Origin of the sequence: Sulfuricurvum sp., assembly GCF_028712165.1 — a bacterium.
In the GTDB taxonomy this organism is placed as follows: Bacteria; Campylobacterota; Campylobacteria; order Campylobacterales; family Sulfurimonadaceae; genus Sulfuricurvum.
This window is the reverse complement of record NZ_JAQTQR010000009.1, coordinates 1-23463: the sequence shown is the minus strand read 5'-3', so window position 1 is coordinate 23463 and position 23463 is coordinate 1. Positions and strand designations below refer to the sequence as shown.

Genomic DNA, 23463 nt, shown 5'->3' with positions numbered 1-23463 from the left:
CAATGGTACCTGACATTTACGTTAATACGGACCGATTAAAAAGTCCAAACATAAGGAGAAAAAATGAAAAAGTGGCTTTTAGCTTTATCGCTATTGGGCGTATCGGCATTTGCTGATGATGCAAACGCAACTGCTGTTGCTGCAGCTGCGGAACCGGTACTCAACTCTGGTGATACAGCATGGATGATGATGTCGACAGCATTGGTTATGTTGATGACGCCAATCGGTTTGGCACTGTTCTACGGCGGTATGACAAGAGCGAAAAACGTTCTTAATACATACGCTATGGTATTCGGTGCATTTGCAGTCGGTTTTGTTGCATGGGTAGTTGCTGGTTATTCGGTTGCTTTTGGTACAATGGACGGTTCGATGAATCAAGTCATCGGTGGATTCGGCAATGTAATGCTTAGCGGTATCAGCTGGACTGAATTTGCAAGTGTTGATCTCGGTCAGCTTTATCCAAAATACGTTTTCGTTGTCTTCCAAGGGACATTTGCGGCCATTACGATCGCAATTGCTGCGGGTTCGGTTATTGAACGTATGAAATTTTCAACTTGGATGGTTTTTGCGGCAATCTGGACAGTCGTTGTTTATGCTCCGATTACGCACATGGTATGGGGTGGAGGTTACCTTTTCAACCTAGGTACACTTGACTTTGCCGGTGGTACGGTTGTCCATATGAACGGTGGTTTGGCTGGTCTTGTTCTTGCATTATTGCTTGGTAAACGTTCAGGTTATCCTAAAACTGCGATGAAACCTGCAAGTGTTATCTTGACTGCTGCCGGTGCTGGTTTGCTATGGTTTGGTTGGTATGGATTCAACGGCGGTTCTGCATTCGGTGCAAACGCTATCGCTGGTGTTGCTTTCTTGACTACAACGATTGCTGCAGCTGTTGCAACATTGACATGGATCGCAATTGAGTATGCAGTGTTCAAAAAACCGACATTGCTAGGTGCTGCTTCCGGTGCTATCGCTGGTTTGGTTGCGATTACGCCTGCTGCGGGATTCGTTGGAGTATCCGGTGCATTTATCATCGGAATCATGGGTGCATTGATCGCTTTCTTCGGTGTAACGGCTCTTAAGAAAAAATTGGGTTACGACGATTCTTTGGATGCATTCGGAGTTCACTTCCTTGCAGGTCTTTGGGGTGCGATTGCTACCGGTATCTTCGCTCTTAACGATAAAGCATTATTATGGGACGGTCCGCTTAAAGCATCAGATGACCGTATGGGACAAGTCATGGTTCAACTTCAGTCGGTCCTTGTTGTAGGAGTGTTTACATTGATCGGTACGGTCATCGTTTACTTTATCGCAATGGCATTAACTGGCGGTTCACGTGTTAACGAAGAACAAGAGAGCCAAGGTTTGGATGAATCAGTACACGGTGAACGTGGATTTAACCTATAAGAAGGAATGAACAATGAAAAAAATTGAAGCGGTTATTAAACCATTTAAACTCGAAGATGTAAAAGACGCTCTTGCCGAAATCGGTATTACGGGCATGACAGTAAGTGAAGTAAAAGGTTACGGACGACAAAAAGGGCACAGCGAGTTATATCGCGGTGCTGAGTATGTCGTTGACTTTCTTCCGAAGATCAAAATGGAAATGGTTGTTGATGATGCAATGGTTGACCAAGTGGTTAACACGGTAGTTGAATCAGCTCGTACCGGTAAAATCGGTGACGGCAAAATCTTCGTCAGCGAAATCAGTAAAATCGTCCGTATCCGTACGGGTGAAACCGATATTGAAGCAATTTAATCATTTGATTAAATTTTAATCACTTCTTCTTCTTAAATCCATTTGTTTGGATATATAATGCACACCTTTATCTCAAATTAAAGGTGTTGCGTGGATACTGCCTACGTTATCGATACTCTCTTTACTCTTTTTTCAATCACTTTGATTATTTTAATGGTTCCCGGTTTTGCGATGCTCGAGGCAGGTTTGGTTCGTACAAAGAACGTTTCAAGCGTTTTGACCGTCAATGTAATGATCTATGCAGTTGCATCAATGGCATTTATTTTGATCGGATTTCATTTGGCATTTGGTGATGCTGAAACGACTACCATGAGTAAATGGGCTTTTTTTATGTTTCAAATGGCGTTTGTCGGTAAAGCGATCAACATTATGAGCGGTGGGGTGGGAGAGCGAGCCAGATTGCTTCCTCTTACACTGTTTACGGTAATCATGGGTGCACTGATCTATCCTACAGCAGTGAATATCAGTTGGGGAAGTGATTGGCTTAAAGATACACTGTTTGATATTAATATGGTTGATTTGGCCGGTTCTACTGTTATCCACTCTACCGGTGGATGGGCATTACTTGCGGCGATTTTGGTGATTGGGTCTCGTAAAGGCCGTTACGTTGGTGATCAAATGCGTGTTATCCCGGCTTCAAATATACCTTTGGTTGTTTTAGGAGCGATGCTGTTGTGGATCGGATGGTTCGGATTTAACGGCGGTTCCGTTGGATCGATAGCAACGAAAGAGGCTGCTGATAGCGTAGCGCTGACAATTTTTAATACTAATGTTGCCGGTCTTGCAGGGGCAATTTCAGCGGGTATTATGATATATGCCCGCTATAAACTTTTTGATATTACGATGATTCTCAATGGGGCACTTGGCGGGTTGGTTGCTGTTACGGCCGGTGCACATTTATTTACTCTATATGATGCATTGGCGGTAGGATTTATCGGAGGTCTTTTGGTTGTTCTTGCCATTCCTTTATTTGATAAGGTGCGCATTGATGATCCGGTTGGGGCATTGTCAGTACATTTAGTCAATGGTATTTGGGGAACACTTGCAGTAGGAATTTTTGCGAGTAATGCGGTGAAAAATATCACCTTTATGAATCAACTTAAAGGGGTGGCTGAAATTGCAATTTTTGTATTCACCGTCTCTTTTGTCATTATCTATCTTATTAATAAAGTCTTTCCTTTCCGTGCAACCGATGAAGAACAGCAGCAAGGGCTCGATGTCAGCGAATGCGGACTTGAAGCGTATCCTGAATTTAAACGCGCCATTTAACACTTTTGTAACACTTCTTTACTATTCTTCTACGGGGCCTTTCGCCCCATAATATACTCTTTTACTGTTCGCATTGTATAATCGGTTATTGTTTAAACGAAAGGGTTTTATGTCTATTTATCGTGAATATGATATCCGCGGGATTTATGAGAAAGAGTTAAACGAAGAAACAATTACCCGTTTGGGGTATGCCTTAGCGAAAGAGATGAAAGAGTACGGTGAATACGTTGCTGTCGGATACGATGCACGGTCACATTCACCGATTCTTTTTGATTACTTAACCAACGGACTCAATTCAGGGGGGATGAAAGTACTGGGGATGGGAATGGTTCCGACTCCGGTTAACTATTTTTGCAATTACCAAAGTTTTGAGGGGATAACCCCGTGTGCTTCGGTGATGATTACCGGTTCGCACAACCCGAGTGAATATAACGGATTTAAAATTACGATCAATAAAGCCCCTTTTTTCGGTGAATCGATTTACGCACTTGGGCGGACAATCGAGGCATTGCCTTTTCCTCCGAGGGTTGAGCGTCAAGTAATAGAAATTGATGCCCTAAGTCGGTACAAAACTTTTATGGTCGAATCATTCGGACATTTACGCGGAATGAAAGAACGGATTGTATATGACTGCGGTAACGGTGTTGCAGGATTAGCAATTGAGGATATTTTTAACGCACTTGATCTGAAGAGCAAAGGGATGTATGTCGATCCTGACGGAACTTTTCCGAACCACCACCCCGATCCGAGCGAGGAACATAATCTCGAAGACATTAAAAAACTTTTGGCGGGTGAGGGTGATATCGCTTTTGCCTATGACGGAGATGCGGATCGCATTGCAGTATTGACCCCTAACAACAACATAAAAGGGGACATGATGGCGATCTTGTTTGCTCTTAAGATGAAGAATCCTACCATTATCGGTGAAGTGAAATGTTCACAAGTAATGTATGACATATTGCGTGAACGCGGAGCGACAGCCGTGATGTACAAAACGGGGCACTCAAATCTAAAAGTCAAAATGAAAGAACTCCATGCTGATTTGGCATGTGAAGTTAGTGGACATGTTTTTTTCGCCGATCGTTATTTTGGCTACGATGATGCAATATATGCGACATTGCGAATGCTTGAACTGATTCAAGAAGGTATCGATTTGGATGCCGAGATTGCAAAATTACCGCAAGTTTTTTCTACCGAAGAGATCAAGGTTAAAACAACGGAACAGGAAAAATTTCCGCTCATTGCCAAACTGAAAGAACTTTTACATACTCCTCCGGCAGATTTTCCTGTTATTCGTGATATCATCGAAGTGGATGGGGTTCGGGTCATTTTTGAAAAGGGGTGGGGTTTGGTGCGTGCCAGCAATACAACTCCTGTTCTTGTAACACGTTTTGAATCAACGGAACAAGCTGAAGCGGTACGTTATGAGGAAGCCCTTAATGTCTTGATCCTAGAAGCTCAACATCAGTTAAAGGTACACTAAATGAAAACAATTACATTAACCATGCCATTAGATATGCATGTCCATCTACGTGACGGAGAAATGCTCGAAACGGTCGCTCCACTCACCTCTTATAGCTTTAGCGGTGCACTTGTTATGCCAAATCTCGTCCCCCCTGTAACCTCAAAAGAGATGGTCAAAGAGTATAAACAGCGGATCAAACATGCGATTGGACGGGATGATTTTGAACCCTACATGACACTGTTTTACCAAAATTACAGCCGTGCTTTTTTGGAAGACGTGGCAGATGAGATCACCGCAATCAAACTCTATCCCAGCGGTGTAACGACCAACTCAGAGGGGGGTGTTTCAAGCTTTGATATTGAATCGATGCGTACTACCCTTGAAGCGATGGCTGATTTAGGGATCATACTCTCAGTACATGGTGAGACAAATGGTTTTGTTATGGATCGCGAAGCGGAATTTATGAGCGTCTATGAGATGCTGGCATCCAACTTCCCGAAACTTAAAATCGTGATGGAACATATTACGACCAAAGAAGCGGTAGATATGCTTGATCGATATGATAATCTTTATGCGACTATCACGGTCCACCATTTGATGATTACTCTCGATGATGTTGCCGGCGGAATGCTCCGTCCTCATTTGTTTTGCAAACCTATCGCCAAACGTCCTGAAGACCGTGCTGCGCTGCTTAAAGTTGCATTGGATGCTCATCCGAAAGTGATGTTTGGTTCTGATTCCGCGCCGCACCCGAAACATATGAAAGAATCGTGCGGATGCGGAGCAGGGGTGTTTACCGCTCCAATTGCACTGCAGCTGTTGTGTGAAGTATTTGATGCACACCATAAACTGGATAATCTCCAAGCATTTATCAGCGATAACGCCCAACAAATTTACGGAATTTGTGCCGAATTTAAAGAGGTGGTATTGGTAAAACATGATTTTGTGGTTCCTGAAATCTATGGCAGTGTTGTTCCGATGAAGGCGGGAGAAACACTCCGATGGGCGATTGAGCGTGTCGACTAAAATTTTGCTTCTTGAAGACGATTTGCTGTTCGGTGAATCGATTATGGACCTCCTCGAAGAAGAGGGATTTGAAATGATTCATTGCCGTAATGGGCAAGAAGCGCTCGATGAGACGTACAAAAATCATTTTGATCTTTATCTTCTTGATATTAATGTCCCTCTCATAGACGGTTTGTCACTATTAAAAGAGCTTCGTCGTGCAAATGATACCACTCCTACGATCTATCTTACATCCCACCAAGAGATTGAAAAAATTTCTCAGGCATTTGAAATCGGAGCGGATGATTATCTCAAAAAACCGTTTAATACGGATGAACTGCTGGTTCGTATACACGCTTTATTGCGCCGCAGCAAAGGGAAAAATCGTCTGTGTATAGGAGAATTGTGTCTCGATGAATTGCACAAGTGTATTTTGTTAGCGGGAAAGGAGATTCCTTTCTCGCTAAAAGAGTATCAGTTGATGTCCCTTTTTATCCGTAATGCCGGGGAAATAGTGACAAAAGAGATGATTATGGATACCCTCTGGAACCCATCGGAAATGATCAGTGACGGTGCTATACGGGTTTATGTAAATCGTCTCAAACAAGAGATCGGCAGTGAGTCGATTGTTAATATACGCGGGGTAGGGTATCGTCTTGTTCCGTAGTTTTACCATCGCACTAGCCTCGTTGTATGTGACAACAACCGCTATTTTGATCACCGGGATCTATTACGTGCATCAGATATTAGGTGTTCAGCATTGGGGAATTATCGTATTTGTTTCTTTGCTGATCACCCTTGTTGCAGGAGGTGTTTTGGCTAAAATTGCGATCACGCCGTTGAGGGAGCATTTTGAGCATTTGGAACGTTTTTCAAAAGAGACATTGCATGAGTTGAATCTTCCGATCAACACGATCACGGCCAATGTCCAAATGCTCCGTAAAACGCATGATGACGAAAAATCTCTCAAGCGCCTTGAGCGAATCGAGACGGCGGCGGAGATGTTGAAAGAGCGGTACAATGAACTCGATTATCTGATAAAAAAACAGACGGAACGTGAGCAGATCGAATCTTTTGAGCTGCGAGATGTCATTGAGGAGCGTTTGGGGTTTTTGCGCGCTCTTTATCCTGCCGTGGAGTGGGAAGTTGTACTGGAATCATGCGACGTCAGTTTGGATCGAATCGGATTTGGAAAGGTCATCGATAATTTAGTCGAAAACTGTGTTAAATACTCTCCTCACAATCCGCATATTACTATTACACTGTACAATTGCGTTCTGAGCATTTGTGATCAGGGAATCGGGATGGATGAGATCACTTTGATGCGAATCTATGATCGTTATTTCCAAAATGATACTACAATACCGGGATATGGAATCGGGCTAAGTCTTGTGAAACGGTATTGCGATCGTCATCATATTAATCTGCATGTCTCCTCCAAAGTGGGAGACGGGACATGCGTCAAACTTGAATTTAAAAAAAAGGAAAAAAATGGAAAACAGTAGCTGGTTGGAGTTTGCACATTCGGCAGTGGATTATGGGATTATCGGTATATTGGTACTGATGAGTATCGTCTCACTATGGCTTTTTATTGAGAGAATGATGGCGTACGGTTCGGTTCGTATCGGTGATTATGAGACGAAAGAGGAACTCGAACTCGATTTAGGCAACAATGTCAGTACGATTGCTACGATCGGCTCAAACGCTCCTTATGTCGGACTCCTTGGAACCGTTTTGGGGATTATGATCACCTTTTATACGCTCGGAGATGTCGGTGCCGTCGATCCGAAGAAAATCATGACAGGTCTTGCTTTGGCACTGAAAGCGACTGCAATGGGCCTCGTAGTTGCCATACCTGCTATTGTGTTTTACAATATTCTGCTTCGTAAAATGGAGCGTCTTTTAGCTCAGTGGGATATCAACGCTCACCAAAAACGAGGGTAATTTTATGAGAATGAAGCGTATCGATACGATCAACGTTATCCCGTTCATCGATATCATGCTGGTTCTTTTGGTGATGGTTTTGACGACCGCAACGTTTATCCGAACGGGGCTCATCCCTGTCGATCTGCCGGAAGCCAAAGGGACGGCAGCCGAACATAAACCGAGTGAGATGAAGTTGACAATCAAAAAAGACGGTACTCTGTGGATCGATGAAAAAACGCAGGTGAGTCTGGAACAATTTGAACAGCGTGTCAGCGAAGGCGGCAAGAATATGACGGTAGTACTTTACAGCGATAAAGAAGCGGCATTTCAAAATTTTGTCGGAGTCATGGATGTCTTAAAACGTCTCGGACACGAGCAACTCTATATCGTCACCGACAAGCAGAAATAACCGTGCATCAAATCAGCAATTATGTTTACGCGCGAGATGAATTGCTAGGAATGAATATTCCTACTAAACGTCTCCCGAATCCCTATCAGGATTTCCCCTATATGGTCATCGAAGGGGTACTTAGTCCTCACGAGTGCCGTGCGATTACCGCAGCGGCTTTAGAGGATAAAGAAGCGGTACAGGCAGAACTTCGAGGGCGTTCTCTTGATACAACTATCCGTAAAACAGATATTCATACCCTTTCTTCTGAACATCGAGCTGTGTACGATCGCCGTTTTGAAGCGGTGAGAAAAGAGATTGAGGATTTTTTTGCCCTTTCGCTCAGTACCTCTACCGATGTCCAAGTATTAGGGTATGAGAGCGGTTCATTTTATGTCAGGCACAGTGATGATGCGAGCGAACTGCAAGATCATAATGGCAATACGGTCGGGTTTCGTACCGTAGCACCCGAGCGAAAACTCACTACAGTATTATTTACCACCTCATACACTCCCAATCCGACGGATACCGACCATTTCAGCGGGGGTGAACTTCTTTTCAATTATTTGTGTGATGCCTCAGGCAATACGATCACCTTGCGACCCGAAGCAGGCGATATGGTGGTATTTTTTAGCAACCCTTATTTCTCTCACGAAGTACTCCCTGTAAAATCAGGATATCGCCTCAGCCTCGTACAATGGCATAATGCCCACACTTAAGCTATAATTTCCTATCTTTATTTCAAGGGTAGCAATGCGCTATTTTTATACTTCTTTTATTATTCTTGCTATTGGGCTGATTGCCGGATATTTTTTGGGGGGACTAGAGGGCGTTTATATTGCCGCCTTATTGGTTGTATTGGAAATATCGCTTTCGTTTGATAATGCCGTAGTCAATGCCAAAATTTTAGAGACGATGGAACCGGTGTGGCAAGAGCGGTTTATCCTTTTCGGTATGCCGATTGCGGTGTTTGGGATGAGGCTTTTGTTTCCGTTGGCGATTGTTTCGATTGTAACAGGTATGGGGCTTTTTGAGACGCTCCAGGTGGCTATGGATGAACCCCATCGGTATGAAGCAATCCTCAAAACAACCGAAACGACCATTTTCGCCTTCGGGGGCGCTTTTTTGCTCATGGTATTTTTGGATTTCTTTTTTCAGGAACATGATGTCAAATGGGTCACCTTTGTGGAAGGTTCCAAAATGATGGAACAGTTTTCCGGGGTAGCAAATATTGAGCTGATTACCGCGATTATGGTTGGGATCGGGTTAGGGCATCTTACACAAGACTTTGGTGTCGTATTGGCCTTTATGTACGGTGTTCTGCTTCACTCGCTTCTTAATATGCTGGATCACTTTCTCTCTTCCGATACGGTCAAAAGCGGGATTGCCGGATTTATCTATCTGGAAGTATTGGATGCAAGTTTCAGTTTCGACGGTGTAATCGGAGCATTTGCCCTTACCAGCAATATTTTTATTATTATGATCGGTCTAGGGGTCGGAGCTATGTTCGTGCGGAGTATTACCCTCTATTTTGTCGAACATAAAACCCTTTCGGAATTCCGTTATCTCGAACATGGTGCCCATTATGCAATCGGGATTTTGGCTATCATCATGCTCATGAAAATCACAACGCATATCAGTGAAATGGTGACAGGTACGATCGGTATCGGATTGATATCTGTTGCCTTTTTACATTCGATTTGGGAAAACAGACAAGCGATCAGTTCTACTGACAGCGACAGTGAATAATTTATAGTTTACTCTTCCGTATGCGTTTGAACCGTGAGCGGGTTGCGAATCGTAATATCGCTTCTCGGGAACGGGATCGAAATGCCGTGCTCACGGAATTTAGTTAATATGTGACTCATGAGTTCCCCTTTGAGAATTCCAAGTGCCTTTACCGTTCGAATATTGATCCAAAAATAGGGGGCCAGATCGAGAGAGCTGGAACCAAATTGGGTAAATATGACCCCTTTCGCCATCGACTGCTCAATATCATCGCACTCATCCATCGCTTCGATAATCAGTTTTTCAGCAAGATCCAAATCCGTAGCATAATCAACACCGACAGCGATTTTAATTCGTACAAAAGGGGATGTTTGAGAATAGTTAATGATTTTTTCGGCAATAAAAAAAGAGTTCGGAATAGAAATCTCGATCCCGTCGACGGTTTTGAGCGTTGTAGAGAGAATATCGATGGTTTCGACGGTGCCGATAATGGTATCCCCACTATTCCCTACAGCTCGGCCGGCATTTCCCGGAAGCTCGACAATATCACCGATCCGTAATTTTTTTGCATACAGAACAATAAATCCGCTCATATAGTTATTCAAAATCGTCTGAAGCCCGAATCCGAATCCAATCCCAAGAGCTCCCGCAATCGGGATAAAAACATGCCAAGAGATGTCCATTTGGATAAAAGCAAAGGTTAAAATCACCAGTAGGCCAATATTGAGAGTCAGTGCTTCAATCGATTTGGCATTGATACTGTTGCGAAATGTCCGAAACACCCGTATCCGTTTGGAAATGACAAAGAGAATGCTATAGAGAAGATTAAAGACAAAAACGGCGCTGATCAACTGCAGCAGTGAAAGGTCCAGCAATGATGTCTTAACAAGAATGACCGATTGAAATGTTTCTGATAATCGTTGCAGCTCACTAAAATACGGAGTCAATTTGTAAACAAAGAGCACTAACAATAGTAAGACACTTTTTTGGAAATGGTATGAAATGTTCTCTAGCTCTAAGGGTGTATAGTATAGAGATTGGTAAAGAGTATTCATCAGCCACTCGGTACGATTGCGAATCATAACCAAAATCCCGATGAGTACCGATCCGATAAAAATTAGCATCAAAGCTTTGAGCGAGATGGTAAGAATATTTACAAGCCATAGCAATGCGGTTATTAAAAAAAGTGTCCGTAATAAGAAGCGCAGTACCCATATGGATATCCATGAAGGAAAAAGATATGACCATCGTGTCAGTAACGTAGGTAAAAGCATATGACCATACAAGTAAAGCCCCGTGATAATCCCCAGTTTTGAGAGAATTTCAAGCAGAGTAAAGAGGGAGACTGCATCGAAATAAAAATGACTGGAGGCTATTTCACTGAGTTGTTTGAAGAGTAAAATGACCCCGGATAGAGCGAAAAAAGTACTTGCAATGTAAAAGAGTCTGCGATTAAAAAAGTTTAATATTTTGAGAGGTATTCTAAGAAGCGACATTGCTAACCAAAAAGAGACAATAGAATGCAAGATCAGTAATACACTGTTAGAAGGTTCTTCACTGAGCGCATAAAGGGTCACATTCATGATTAAAAAAGGGGAAAATGAGGCAATAAAAATCGGAATAATAGGTGAATTTTTCCAGAAATGTGCCATGTTTAACCGAACAAACCATGTAATGACAATCAGCGTGGCAATAGTTCCCATCCACATTAGTGTGGATGGCTGAGCAATATTCTGGAGTATATCAATTCCGATGTCGGAAGTGATATGATCAAATTGTATCGGTATGAGATTGAAATTTATGAATGGAATCATCTATGCCTCCTTAGAAGGATAATAGACCTATTCTAGCCAAATAACCTAAACGACAGCGTTTTAAATCGATTTATAGGTGAGTCCTATTATTGTTTAAAAATTAATCGATTTACTTTCTAGATATTCTATTTATTAAACTATAATTATTTCATGTAGAAAATTCGGGGGGAATATATCTCCCAATATTGTCAATAAATGGATACTAGGGTTCCGACTGCAAAGTGCTGGTCCGAGAGCATCCGGCCTCGTAAGCGGCTACACGGAGGGATAAAAGCCCGGGAGAGAGAGATATTTCTCCCAGTTTTTTCTCAAAAACCGTTTAGGAGTCATTATGAGAGTTAGAAAAATAAGTTTATTGGCGTCATTGTTGTTATGCACGTCATCTTTTGCTGTCGAAAACATAGAAGTTACCGGTGCCGGTAAATTCTTTTACGGCACGGTAGACGGATCTCCGGATGGGACTAACCGTCCTAGCCTTTTTAACAAAGAAGGAGCATTCGCTCAATTCGGTCTTGATATGGGTGTCGGTGCCGATCTGGGAGCCGGATTCAAAGGAAAAATCGCCGGTACGGGATTAGCCACGGCAAATATGGGCGGCAATATTGCCAATGCACCGTGGGCAACCGGGATGATGGGAAGCCAAGTCTGGTTGAGCGAGGTTTACATCAATAAAAATGTATTGGATAAAACAGCGATAACCCTTGGTCGCCAGAGCCTTGATACCCCTTTTGCTTTTACCGAACTTTGGAATATCGCGTCTAATACGTTTGATGCTGTTTTAGTTGAAAATACCGACTTGTCGGATACGACACTTATCGGAGCCTATATCGACAAGGGCAATGGCGTTAACGGATTCGCATCTGTCAATCCGGCGATTACCGACTCAGGAAGATTAAAAAATCCATTCAAGAAGTTTTATGAAGGGGCCTATGTCGTAGGTGCCAAAAATAAATCTTTGAACGGCACTGAACTTCAAGCATGGTTCTACGAACTCAAAAATACGGCTAAAGCATACTGGATTCAGGGAGATACGGAGTATTCCGGAATGACGTTTGGAGTTCAGGCAGCTGTTTTAAACCCGGATAATATGCTCGATTCATCGGACAATTCCAAAGCGTTTGCCGCTAAAATCGGGTACACCGGTATTGAAAACCTCACATTAAGCGCTGCAATTTCTCAAACAGATAAAGACGGATCATCCAACTTTCAAATCGCCAACTTGGCCACGGGCGGCAATGGCGGAGCGCAGTCAAAGCTTTATACCGAAGCATGGTGGAATTTTGGCTATGTAGGTGCCGCAGGTGTGAGCGCCTATAATGTGACTGCACTCTACAACATTCCTGATATCGTCTCTCTTGGATTCTTTTATACAGATGTTAATCAGCGTGCAGAAAATGGCAATAATGATATGAGTGAATATACAGCAACAGCAGCTAAATCTTTTGGTTCACTGGACACAAGTCTCGCGTATGTCTACTCTAAAGCCAATGATTATAACGATGCTAAATACTACAATAACATTCAAGTTTATCTAACGTATAAATTTTGATCGATCTTCTTTAGACCGCTTCGGCGGTCATTTGAATCTTTATTCCCCTAAATGTTTATACTTTACAAATATCTATAAAAATGATTGAAATAAGGGAGAGTAGTGAAGTTTAATGCGGCTACAGCAGGCTGGATAAACACACCTGCTGATGAGAACTGAAAGTGTAGGGCTTTTTATTCTAAATAATTTCTCCATCCACCTAATGCTGTAATCTCTTTGGCACCGTCAACTGCGTATCCCTCACAAAGAAATCCTTTGACAACTTTACCATCGGCCAATATCAAACTTCCCAGTGCTAATGGAGGCGGAACTCCGTTGAAAAATGATCCGAACTCTTCTGATGGCATCTCCCAAATTTCCACTTCAATGTGGGAACCCCCGCTGCGAACATGAATAAGGCCGGGACGCGGAGGTGTAAAACTTTCCAGCGCAAAAAATCGATACTGCGGAGCGGTGGAAGATTTCTTTACCATTTTTGCTCCACGACTGGTCAGTTCATGATTCAGTGGAAGACCGGACATATGAGCGCCGCAAACGGCTAATGTCACTGTTTTCGGTTTGCTCGCTTCGATAAGGCCGCTTGTATGTCCCGACGAAGTATGCAGTTTTGCACCGACACTTAAAAGAGAATGTTCATTCCAAGCGGGTGCGGCAAGGGTTACACCAAACGGTAACCCCTCAGGGGTAAATCCTGCAGGAATAGCACACGCGCTTAGATCAAGCAAATTCATAAAATTGGTGTAATAGCCGAGATTCGTATTCAATGCGAGAGGCTGTTCGCGAATCTCATCACGACGGTAAATTGTTCCGGCCGTAGGGGTCACGATCATATCGACCGAAGCCATTATCCCCTCACTAACTTTCTTGAGTTCTGATAGGCGGTAGAACCCTTCAAAGGCGTCGATAGCACTCGGTTTGGCACCGGAGAGGATAATCCCACGTGTCACATCCAGCATCGCGTCACTCTGAGTTTCGGCAAACTCTTTTATCCCGCAGTAGCGTTCAGCAATCCACGGTCCGTGATAGAGCAGTTTTGCGCTCTCCATAAAAGGGGTAAAATCAATCTCGCATCGGATACCCCCTAACGATTCGAGTTTTTCAACACTCTCCCAAAATAAGGTTTCGTATGCACGGTTTCCGAAAAATTCCAGCTGATCCGCTCCCGGTACTCCGAAGCGAAACGTCCCTCCGAACGGAGTGATGCAACTTTTCGAACGTGAAAAAGAGTCCTCGTCATCCACGATGCTGCACAGATCATAAACACGTCCGGCATCTTCGCAGTTTTGTGCAAAGATAGCGACACAATCGAGACTTTTACACGCAGGGACAACACCCCGTATACTAAGTGCCCCGCGTGTCGGTTTTAATCCGACGATGTTTCCGAACGCGGCAGGGACACGACCCGAACCTGCCGTATCGGTACCCAGAGAAAAAGGGACGATTCCCGCGGTCACAGCCAACGCAGACCCTGAACTCGAGCCTCCGGAGATGTAATCGGGATTAAACAGGTTGATCCCCTCCCCATAAGGGCTGCGTGTCCCTACAAGTCCTGAGGCGAACTGATCCAGATTGGTCTTTCCGATCGGAATCGCACCGGCATCAATCAGCTGTTGCACCACAAACGCATGTTCACTCGGGAGATAGGAAAATTCTGCACATCCCGCCGTTGTGTTCATCCCCGCAACATCGATGTTGTCTTTTACCGCAAACGGGACACCGAATAACGGCAATGAGCTAGGATCACGCGACTCCAAACGGAGATAATACGGCTCAAGGAAGGAAGCGTCCGCTTTGGTAACCCATATGTTCTTGTCGTCATACATTTTTGAATCATTGAGACAACTTTGGATCACTTCTCTGACGCCACGACCTTCCACCCGATATTGATGCAGATAATCACTGATCGTTTTTAATTGACTCATCCTAACCCTCCTTGTGAACTGCGTTCTGCAAAATGAAGTCCCACGACTCCAAGCCCGATTAGAGCGATACTGGCCAGTTTGATCGGATTGGATGACTCACTAAAATAGGCAATCCCTATCACGGTCACCATTACCGTCCCAGCACCTGTCCAGATCGCATAAACTGTACTCATCTCAATTTTTTTCATCACAAACGGCATTAATACAAATGCCATCGCATAAAAGACAAAAATCATAACTGTCGGGAAAATCTTTTGCATCCCGTCGGAAAGTTTCATCGACGTCGTTCCGGCAACTTCCAGTAAAATAGCCAAGGCCAATAAAATCCAGCTGTTCATCATACACCTTCTGTTTTGATAATGATGAGGGTATTTCCCGTATGAACGGTATCGCCTTGTGTACATAAAATCTGTACTACTTCACCATTGACGGGAGACTCGATCATCACTTCCGATTTCATCGCTTCGATAACGACAAGCGTATCGCCTTCCGTAACACGGTCGCCGACTTTGACCGAAATTTCCCAGACATTACCTGAGAGAAAACTTGAAACCGCTTCACACCCTGAAGGAACTTCCGCGAAATCACTCTCATCATTCGTTTCGAGCGTTTCGCTCACATAGGCTGAAATACCCGATGCCTCCCAACGTTCGCGTTCTTCCTTGAACGATTCCTGCTGAATATGCTTGAATGCGGCGATCGATTCGCTGTTCGTTTCAAGGAATCCGAGGTACTCTGCCAAAGAGAACTCTCCCTCTTCGATTCTCAAAGAGAAGGTCCCGTTGATAAAATCTTTTCTCATTTGAGCCAGGTCCTCTTGGGCAACCGGATAAAAACGGATACGGTCAAAAAATTCCAATAGCCACGGTTTCCCCGGTTTAAAATCAGTCGTCGATTTATACCGGTTCCACATCTGTACGGTCCGTCCGACGAACTGGTATCCGCCGGGGCCTTCCATACCGTAAACACACATATAGGTACCGCCGATTCCTACCGCATTTTCAGGTGTCCAGGTACGGGCAGGATTGTATTTGGTCGTAACCAAGCGGTGGCGCGGATCGACAGGAACAGCAACAGGAGCTCCCAGATAGACATCCCCCAATCCCATAATAAGATATTCCGCTTCAAAGAGGATATTTTGGACATCTTGGATACTTTCCAGGCCGTTCATCCGTCGGATGAACTCGATATTACTCGGGCACCACGGCGCATCATCACGTACCGACTGCATATACTTCTCAATCGCCAGTTTCGTAGAGGGATCATCCCACGAGAGGGGAAGATAAACCGTACGGCTTGGGACGATAATGTCCCGGGTAGCCGGCATTTGTGAGAGTTCACTCTCGATTCGAGCCAATAACTCGCTCAAAGGGAGCTTCTGACTGTCATAGTGAACCTGCAGCGACCGGATCCCCGGAGTAAGATCTATTAATCGAGCATCCTCCGCAGATTCGAGACGGCGCATCAGTTCGTGTACTTGAAAACGCAGCGTCAGATCAAGCTCCATAGGACCAAATTCGATCAGAATGTTATGATCCCCGGACAAACGGATACGAACCGTATCATGACGATCATTTTCAGCAATTTCCGCTACGATCGGATCGACAACCGTTGACACCGGAAGAGTCGGCAATGATCCATCCAGTGTTACGATCTTTTCTTCTAGTTCACGTTCCATTAAAACCGCATCATCATACGCCATCGGAACGAATCGGACTCTGTCTTTTGGACCCAATTGTCCCATTTTCCACAATTCCGCACCGACAATCGTCACAGGACAGACAAAACCGCCCAGACTTGGGCCGTCCGGACCTAAAATAACCGGCATATCTCCCGTAAAGTCAACCGTTCCGATCGCATAGGCGTTATCATGCAAGTTCGAAGGGTGCAACCCTGCTTCTCCGCCGTCTTCTCTCGCCCAAAGCGGTTTAGGACCGATGAGACGGATTCCCGTACGGTTCGAGTTATAGTGTACTTCCCAATCGGTTGCAAAAAACGTCTCGATATACTCCTCTTTAAAAAAATCAGGTGCTCCGTGAGGTCCGTAAATCACCCCGATTTTCCACTCTTTGGCCATTTGCGGGCGCAATGCGGCATCGAGGATTGCCGGGGTTTTCTGTGTGTCACTGATATGGGTACTCAGCTGATCGCCGATCTGTAAAATACGCCCGCCATGACCGCCAAACTCACCCAGTGTAAATGTTGCCGTACTTCCAAGATATTCCGGCACATTAAATCCGCCGTCAATCAGCAAATAGGTGCGGGCACCGTCTCCCTCAATGATCCCCATTTTAAGGACATCACCTCCGACAATCTCGATTGTTTCCCAATACGGAACCTCTACACCGTTTAGCTGCGCCTTCATCTGTGCCCCGGTCAGGACGATCCGTGTCGGATAATGAAATTTCAGTGTCGATCCCGTCACTGTCATTTCAAGGCCGGGAGCTTTTTCATCATTGCCTAAAAGGCGATTTCCCAAACGGAATGAGAGTGAGTCCATCGGACCTGAGGGCGGAACACCGATATCCCAGTAGCCGATCCGTCCGGGAGCCGATTGGATCGTCGTATGGGTTCCCGGTTTGATCACTTCGACAATATCTGGCGAATAATTGAGTGTTCCCAGATACTTTGTCGTCTGCTCTCCTTTTGCAAAGACCTCTTGTCCTAATACAAAATCCAAATACCCGAGATTCGTCACGATCCCGTACAAGGTCGTTTTTCGAAGCGCCGAAATCATCGATTCAATCGCTTCCTCACGTGTAGACGCATGTACGATGAGCTTGGCGATCATAGGATCGTAATACGGAGAGATAGCGCTGCCGCGCTCAATCCATGTTTCACAGCGCACACCCTCAGGCAATACCACTTCGCTCAAAACTCCGGAGCTGGGCTGGAAGTTTTTCAGCGGATCTTCCGCATAGACACGGACTTGAATCGAGTGGCCGCTTGGCACATACTGTTTCGTCAACGTATCGCCCAATTCTTCGGCAGCTTCGAGAATCATCCACTTGACCAAATCCACACCGTAGATCTCTTCCGTGACACCATGTTCGACCTGCAAGCGAGTATTGACTTCGAGGAAATAAAACTTTTCTTCCGTCGTGTCGTAGACAAACTCTACCGTTCCCGCTGATTTGTAGGATGCAGAGCGTGCCAGATTCACAGCAGCAGTGCGTAATGCGTCCCTGATCTCTTCGGATAATCCCGGTGCCGGCGTCTCTTCGATCACTTTTTGGTTACGGCGCTGGAGCGAACAGTCCCGTTCTCCCAGTGCTATCACATCCCCTTTGCCGTCACCAAAGATCTGTACTTCGATATGGCGGGCTGAAGCGACGAATTTTTCGAGGTAGATTCCCCCTTGAGAAAAATTGCTTTTACTGAGACGGCCAACCGATTCAAATCCGTTTTCGAGCTCATCGGCGCTGTAGCACAGCTGCATCCCGATTCCGCCGCCGCCGGCCGTGCTTTTGAGCATCACCGGATAGCCGATCGTTTCGGCTGCGTTTAGAGCTTCTTCTACATTTTCAAGCAGCTCCGTCCCCGGCAGCAGTGGAACGTTTTGGGCTTTTGCCATAGAACGTGCCGTATGTTTAAGGCCGAATTCTTCCATATGCCGAGGGGTCGGACCGATAAAAATGATTCCCTCTTCCGCACATCGGCGTGCAAATGCCGCATTTTCACTCAAAAAGCCATACCCGGGATGAATCGCTTCCGCTCCGGTATCTTTTGCCGCCTGAATGATTTTTTCGCTATCCAAATAACTCTCTTTGGCTGGCGGTTCACCCAAACATACCGATTCATCGGCCATCATCACATGAAGCGATCCGGCATCGGCATGCGAATAAACCGCAACCGAACCGATCTGCATTTTTTTAAGTGTACGGATGATGCGGCATGCAATCTCCCCACGGTTGGCAATCAGTACTTTGGCAAACATTTTTTTTCCTCACATGAAAAATTTATCAATTCTTATCAAACAGGTTTATAGATACTCAATCGAACAGGACTCGGATTAAAGGCGTTACACGGGTTATTGAGTTGCGGACAATTGGAGATCAAAACCAAGGTATCCATCAGGGCAAACAGCTCGATCGTACTTCCCGGGCTCGATATCCCGTCGATAATGGCCAATGTCCCGTCTGCTTCTACCGGAACATTCATAAAAAAGTTAATATTGCTCACTAGATCACGCTTGTCCATCCCCATCTGTCCCAAGGCCAAAAGGTAATTATCCCGGCACGAATGCATATCGAGTTTGTCCAGCGCATAACGGACAGTATTGCTCTCGGCACTGCATGCACCGCCCAGTGTATCGTGACGACCGCAGGTATCACTGATCACTTTCATCATCGTATTTCCCAGATTGGAAACCAGTTCTGTCCCGGTTTCGACAAAAATATTTTTTTGGCGTACGATCGTTTGCGGAGCACTGTAGCGTTCCGTGACGTCATTGGCATTGTAAAAAAGGGTATCCACCGCCTGGCACCCTTCCAAATCGACGATCCGCAGTACTTCACCGGCTTTGACTACTCGATACCAAGGTTCTCCGGCAGGGATCGTTTCATCATAAATAGGTTCGTTTATGGTCAAATCGACCGTAATCATCTCAGACATTTCTGTATCCTTGAATAAACTGTTTCATATAGTTTTTGGTGTTTACAAATGCACGTTCGCTTCGTTCCGAATCGATCACGCACATGTCATCGGCTGCCGCCTCTTCACCCTGATACACGATCAGACTGACCGGTTTCACATCGTACGATTGATTCGTGCTCAGTACATGCACCGTATTGGAAAGAATGACCAATACATCCATCTCTGCACGCAGTTCGATAAAACTTCCCGCTGGTACGGAATCATCACGATAAATCAGCTCTCCGCTATCACCGATTCGTGCATCGGAAAAAAGATTAAGACACGGCATGATGTCACGGCGCCCCATTCCGTATTTTCCGAGTTCCACCAGGAAATTATCGAAATCGTTTTTGTAATAGCAGTTGCGTTTGCTCTGATAGTTTCCGATTCCGCAAAGTCCTGCGATATCAGCAGCCATGGTATAGCCGCAAACTGTGTCATGGGTTTCACAGCTGTCGGTGATGATCGACATCAAAATACGTCCCATATCCGAATAGAGCGCTTTGCCCTCTTTGAGATACGCGTTGTATTGAATCTTGACCGTATCGGCAGCGTTATACCGTTCTGTCCGTTCATGCACATTGTAAAAAAGTGCCGAAAGGCCGCTTGTCGCTTCCGTATTCACGATTCGCAGAACCTGTCCTTTGCGGATGATTTTACTCCAGCGTCCGCCTCCGACCAGCACCTCATCAAAGAGGACCGTCTCAGGCAATAGTGGTTTCATATTTTTCGACATTCTCTTCTCCTTTATTTTTTCGTTTATTTTTATCCAGTTTAATATCATTGACGACCGTAGCACCGTATGCGTTCGGTGCTTGAGGATCATGTCGGACTTTATCAAAGACCAGCAATCGCGTCCCCAGTTCAAAGGCCTCTTTTACGTCGTGTGTGACCATAAAAGCAGTCAGCCCGTACATTTTCCATAATCCTCGGACAAGCTCTTGCATGTCCGCTCTGCTTCCCGGATCCAATGCGCCGAACGGTTCATCCAGCAGCAAAATTTTGGGCTTTTTCACCAACGCCTGTGCGATGGAGAGACGCTGCTGCATCCCCCCGGAAAGCTCGGAAGGATATTTGAGCGCCGATTGTTCCAATCCGACCGATTCCAGCATTGCCATCGCTTCCTCTTTGATTCTGCGGCGTGTGCTTCCGAATACTTTGCCCAGTAAAGGAGAGTGTTCCATTTCCAATCCCAACATCACATTTTCCAATGCCTTAAGGTGTGGAAACAGGGTGTATTTTTGGAATACAACCCCGCGATCACTCCCCGGCTCTGCAGAGAGCGGTTCCCCCTCCAGCAGAATTGTTCCGCGTGATGGGGTATCCTGTCCCAGCAGCATCCGCAAAAAGGTACTTTTACCGCATCCGGAAGGTCCGATAAGGGTACAAAACTCCCCTTTTTCGATCGTAAAATTGAGTTTTTCGAGAATGACATTGTCATCGTATGTTTTCCATACATTGCGTATTTGCAGATAACTCATTACTTCTCCTTCCGATACCATGGAAATGCTTTACGGATAATCACTGCGAGTACCCAATCCATCAGAAATGCCAATAACGTAATCCATGCGACATACGGCAAGATCACATCCATCTCCATGTAACGGCGCATCAAAAAGATCCGATAACCCAACCCTTCCGATGAAGCAATCGCTTCCGCAGTGATCAGAAACAGCCATGCCGATCCTAAAGAGAGTCTCAAAGCATCCAAAAGACGAGGCATGACATGCGGCAAGACCACACGTACAATGATCTGCCATGTCGATGCCCCAAGCGTTTGCACTTTGATCAACAGCTCTTCGGAAAGTTCCATAGAACGCTGCTGCGTATCACGGACCAAGAACGGAGCGACACCGATCGCGATCAATGCCACTTTAGCCGACTCTTCCATTCCGAACACCACTAATAATATTGGTAATATCGCAATCGGCGGTATCAACGATATTGCCGCTGAAAACGGTGAAAGGAGTGATCGAAACAGCGGTAATGTCCCCTGAACAATCCCCAAAATCAAGCCAATAGCCGTCGCAATCCCCAGACCCTTTGCGATCCGGGTAAGGCTTGCTATTGTATCGGTATATAAAATCGGCTCTTCCGTCAGTTCATCCGGTTCCATTACCATCGTTTTGATGGCATCTCCGAGTGCTTCAAATGTCGGAAGAAGCTTGTCTTCCGGGTTCAGCGCATGACGTGCATCTGCTGCAATCCAATAGACCAACCCGAGAATCACAAACGGCAGTATCTTTAAAAGCGGTGAAAACCGTCCAGCGTTCAGATTGATCAGACGCATGGATTACAGTTTCCCTTCTGCCGCTTGTTTCATATATTCCGAAGTAAATCGAAGCTTAGTATTTTTAGTATTTCCGAGCGTTTTATTTGCCGGGAACGTCATACCGATAAAGCCTTCATTTTTGGCTTTGCTTCCTAAGAGTCCATGGGCAAATGAAAACTTGCTTACATCTCCCATCGTCGTGATGAGTTTAGGATCTTCCGTAAACTTTTGAGCTTCTGCAGCCGTATAAAACATTTTGGTGGTTGTGAGCTGTGATTGATAATCTTTGAGTGATGCCCCTGAAGCTTTTGCCATTAACGTCCGAGCTTCAATCCCTTTGGCATCGTTTTTGGACATAATTCCCATAATCTCATACCATGCGCCGGTCAGCGCTTTACCCAGTTTTGGATTGTCTTTGAGAGTTTGGGTGTTTACAACCATCATGTCGATAATCTCACCCGGGATTTTGCTCGAGTCAAACAAAAGGGTCGCATTCGGCACTTTTTTGACTTCGCCCAGCTGCGGATTCCATGTCACCACATTTTTCATAGAAGGCGAATTGAATGCCGAAACGATGTCCGCATCGGACGTATTGATTGTTTTGACATCTTTGGCGCTCATTCCTGCAGAAGCGAGTCCCCGCTCCAGCAAATAATGAGAAACCGAGTATTCAACCAAATTGATTTTCTGCCCTTTAAGCTCTTTCATACTTTTGGCAGTTTTCGAGACGATCCCGTCATTCCCGTTTGAATAGTCTCCGATAATTACAGCAGTCGAATCAACCCCGCCCGCAGCCGGGATCGTCAATGCATCCATATTGGTCATAACGCATCCGTCGAACGATCCGGCGCTGTATTGATTGATCGATTCAACATAATCGTTGAGCTGAACGACATCGATTTGAATACCGTATTTATCGGCCCATTTTTTAACGATCCCTTTTCGGGCACCGTAATCCCACGGCATCCAGCCGGCATAAATGGTCCATGCAACTTTAAAGTGGGTTTTCGGAGCGGCAAACGCTGTCGTAGATGCGACGGCTAAAGCCAAAACAGCCAATGAAATACGGGTGGAAAGCTTTGATGATGTATGTTTGATTGAGCCTGCAGCAGATGTGCACTGAGTGAATGAATGTGTCATAAAAATCCTCCTAAACGGTGTATCGAGAAAAAACGGGGAGAAATATCTCTCTCCCGGGCTTTTATCCCTCCGTGTAGCCGCTTACGAGGCCGGATGCTCTCGGACCAGCACTTTTCAGTCGGAACCCTAGCATCCATTTGTCAAACAATATTGGGAGATATAATCCCCCCGAATTTTCTACATGCAAAAATTATAGCTGATTTGGCAATATCAAAAGACTATGAATTGATTAATATTTATACAGTTATATATCTATATATCCAATCTGAGGATAAACATGATTTTAAAAGATAAAAAAGAGACTAATTACCGATCGATACCTTTCTTAGCTGCCTATTTGTACTCCGCGCTCGAGTGAAGAAAAAGAATGAAAAATTCAAATGATGATTTAAATAGGATAGAAAAAATATTTTAGAGGATTGAAAACCCCTAAAACAGGGGATTTCAGAGAGGGTTGTGGGGAATTACATCATATTCCCACAGTCATATACCCGAATTGTACCACATACCAATCAGCTCTATTTCTAGTAGTTATGTACAGATAAATACATCCGCAAACTATCTTATGCAACTAATTTACGCTTCTTCACA

Annotated in this window: 21 protein-coding genes and 2 riboswitches; of the genes, 12 read left to right on the top strand and 9 right to left on the bottom strand. The window is 44.9% G+C overall.

The window, feature by feature from the left end; genetic code table 11:
• Window positions 1-63: 63 nt before the first annotated feature.
• The 11 genes from PHP90_RS02590 (at window position 64) to PHP90_RS02540 (ending at window position 9561) form a co-directional block, all read left to right on the top strand.
• The gene (locus tag PHP90_RS02590; protein ID WP_299924790.1) at window positions 64-1407 is read left to right on the top strand and encodes an ammonium transporter; all 1344 of its coding nucleotides are present in this window, start codon (window positions 64-66) and stop codon (window positions 1405-1407) included.
• 13 nt (window positions 1408-1420) lie between these two features.
• Window positions 1421-1759, top strand: coding sequence for a P-II family nitrogen regulator (locus PHP90_RS02585; RefSeq protein ID WP_299924788.1), 339 nt, complete (start codon window positions 1421-1423; stop codon window positions 1757-1759).
• Between the two features lie 90 nt (window positions 1760-1849).
• Window positions 1850-3028 (top strand): ammonium transporter, encoded by a 1179-nt coding sequence (locus tag PHP90_RS02580; RefSeq protein ID WP_299924786.1) that lies wholly within the window; start codon window positions 1850-1852, stop codon window positions 3026-3028.
• A 109-nt stretch (window positions 3029-3137) separates the two neighbouring features.
• Complete coding sequence (locus tag PHP90_RS02575) at window positions 3138-4511, top strand: phosphomannomutase/phosphoglucomutase (protein WP_299924784.1); 1374 nt, start codon at window positions 3138-3140, stop codon at window positions 4509-4511.
• Window positions 4512-5519 (top strand): dihydroorotase, encoded by a 1008-nt coding sequence (gene pyrC / locus PHP90_RS02570; protein WP_299924782.1) that lies wholly within the window; start codon window positions 4512-4514, stop codon window positions 5517-5519.
• A complete protein-coding gene (locus PHP90_RS02565; RefSeq protein ID WP_299924780.1) occupies window positions 5509-6165 on the top strand; it encodes a response regulator transcription factor in 657 nt (218 codons plus the stop codon). Before pyrC ends, PHP90_RS02565 begins: the two co-directional genes overlap by 11 nt.
• Window positions 6155-7003 carry a HAMP domain-containing sensor histidine kinase gene (locus PHP90_RS02560; protein ID WP_299924778.1) on the top strand — a complete coding sequence of 283 codons (849 nt, stop codon included), beginning with the start codon at window positions 6155-6157 and terminating at the stop codon, window positions 7001-7003. Before PHP90_RS02565 ends, PHP90_RS02560 begins: the two co-directional genes overlap by 11 nt.
• Entirely contained in the window at window positions 6990-7442 is a 453-nt protein-coding gene (exbB, locus tag PHP90_RS02555; RefSeq protein WP_299924776.1) for a TonB-system energizer ExbB, read from the top strand. Before PHP90_RS02560 ends, exbB begins: the two co-directional genes overlap by 14 nt.
• Before the next feature lie 4 nt (window positions 7443-7446).
• Window positions 7447-7833 carry a biopolymer transporter ExbD gene (locus tag PHP90_RS02550; protein WP_299924773.1) on the top strand — a complete coding sequence of 129 codons (387 nt, stop codon included), beginning with the start codon at window positions 7447-7449 and terminating at the stop codon, window positions 7831-7833.
• A gap of 2 nt (window positions 7834-7835) precedes the next feature.
• Window positions 7836-8531, top strand: coding sequence for a 2OG-Fe(II) oxygenase (locus PHP90_RS02545; protein ID WP_299924770.1), 696 nt, complete (start codon window positions 7836-7838; stop codon window positions 8529-8531).
• A 34-nt stretch (window positions 8532-8565) separates the two neighbouring features.
• On the top strand, window positions 8566-9561 hold the full coding sequence (locus PHP90_RS02540) for a DUF475 domain-containing protein (RefSeq protein ID WP_299924767.1): 996 nt from the start codon (window positions 8566-8568) through the stop codon (window positions 9559-9561).
• An 8-nt stretch (window positions 9562-9569) separates the two neighbouring features.
• Here PHP90_RS02540 and PHP90_RS02535 read toward each other — a convergent pair whose 3' ends face one another.
• Entirely contained in the window at window positions 9570-11354 is a 1785-nt protein-coding gene (locus PHP90_RS02535) for a mechanosensitive ion channel domain-containing protein (protein ID WP_299924765.1), read from the bottom strand.
• A 191-nt stretch (window positions 11355-11545) separates the two neighbouring features.
• A riboswitch (guanidine-I (ykkC/yxkD leader) is annotated at window positions 11546-11638 on the top strand.
• 47 nt (window positions 11639-11685) lie between these two features.
• On the opposite strand from PHP90_RS02535, the gene PHP90_RS02530 reads away from it, so the two are divergent.
• Window positions 11686-12903, top strand: a complete 1218-nt coding sequence (locus tag PHP90_RS02530; RefSeq protein ID WP_299924762.1) for a hypothetical protein — start codon at window positions 11686-11688, stop codon at window positions 12901-12903.
• A 173-nt stretch (window positions 12904-13076) separates the two neighbouring features.
• On the opposite strand, the gene atzF is transcribed toward PHP90_RS02530, so the two are convergent.
• Genes atzF through PHP90_RS02490 form a run of 8 tightly spaced genes read right to left on the bottom strand, consistent with a single transcriptional unit; the run spans window position 13077 to window position 22872 of the window.
• Window positions 13077-14825, bottom strand: coding sequence for an allophanate hydrolase (gene atzF / locus PHP90_RS02525; RefSeq protein ID WP_299924759.1), 1749 nt, complete (start codon window positions 14823-14825; stop codon window positions 13077-13079).
• Window positions 14822-15163: a multidrug efflux SMR transporter gene (locus tag PHP90_RS02520; protein ID WP_299924756.1), complete on the bottom strand. Its 342-nt coding sequence runs from the start codon at window positions 15161-15163 to the stop codon at window positions 14822-14824. Before PHP90_RS02520 ends, atzF begins: the two co-directional genes overlap by 4 nt.
• Window positions 15163-18762: an urea carboxylase gene (uca, locus tag PHP90_RS02515; protein ID WP_299924753.1), complete on the bottom strand. Its 3600-nt coding sequence runs from the start codon at window positions 18760-18762 to the stop codon at window positions 15163-15165. Before uca ends, PHP90_RS02520 begins: the two co-directional genes overlap by 1 nt.
• Before the next feature lie 35 nt (window positions 18763-18797).
• On the bottom strand, window positions 18798-19439 hold the full coding sequence (locus PHP90_RS02510; protein WP_299924751.1) for an urea amidolyase associated protein UAAP2: 642 nt from the start codon (window positions 19437-19439) through the stop codon (window positions 18798-18800).
• Window positions 19432-20196, bottom strand: a complete 765-nt coding sequence (locus PHP90_RS02505) for an urea amidolyase associated protein UAAP1 (RefSeq protein ID WP_299924748.1) — start codon at window positions 20194-20196, stop codon at window positions 19432-19434. Before PHP90_RS02505 ends, PHP90_RS02510 begins: the two co-directional genes overlap by 8 nt.
• On the bottom strand, window positions 20165-20941 hold the full coding sequence (locus PHP90_RS02500) for an ABC transporter ATP-binding protein (protein WP_299924745.1): 777 nt from the start codon (window positions 20939-20941) through the stop codon (window positions 20165-20167). Before PHP90_RS02500 ends, PHP90_RS02505 begins: the two co-directional genes overlap by 32 nt.
• A complete protein-coding gene (locus tag PHP90_RS02495; protein ID WP_299924742.1) occupies window positions 20941-21750 on the bottom strand; it encodes an ABC transporter permease in 810 nt (269 codons plus the stop codon). Before PHP90_RS02495 ends, PHP90_RS02500 begins: the two co-directional genes overlap by 1 nt.
• Before the next feature lie 3 nt (window positions 21751-21753).
• On the bottom strand, window positions 21754-22872 hold the full coding sequence (locus PHP90_RS02490) for a putative urea ABC transporter substrate-binding protein (RefSeq protein ID WP_299924739.1): 1119 nt from the start codon (window positions 22870-22872) through the stop codon (window positions 21754-21756).
• A 48-nt stretch (window positions 22873-22920) separates the two neighbouring features.
• A riboswitch (guanidine-I (ykkC/yxkD leader) is annotated at window positions 22921-23013 on the bottom strand.
• Window positions 23014-23463: the final 450 nt, after the last annotated feature.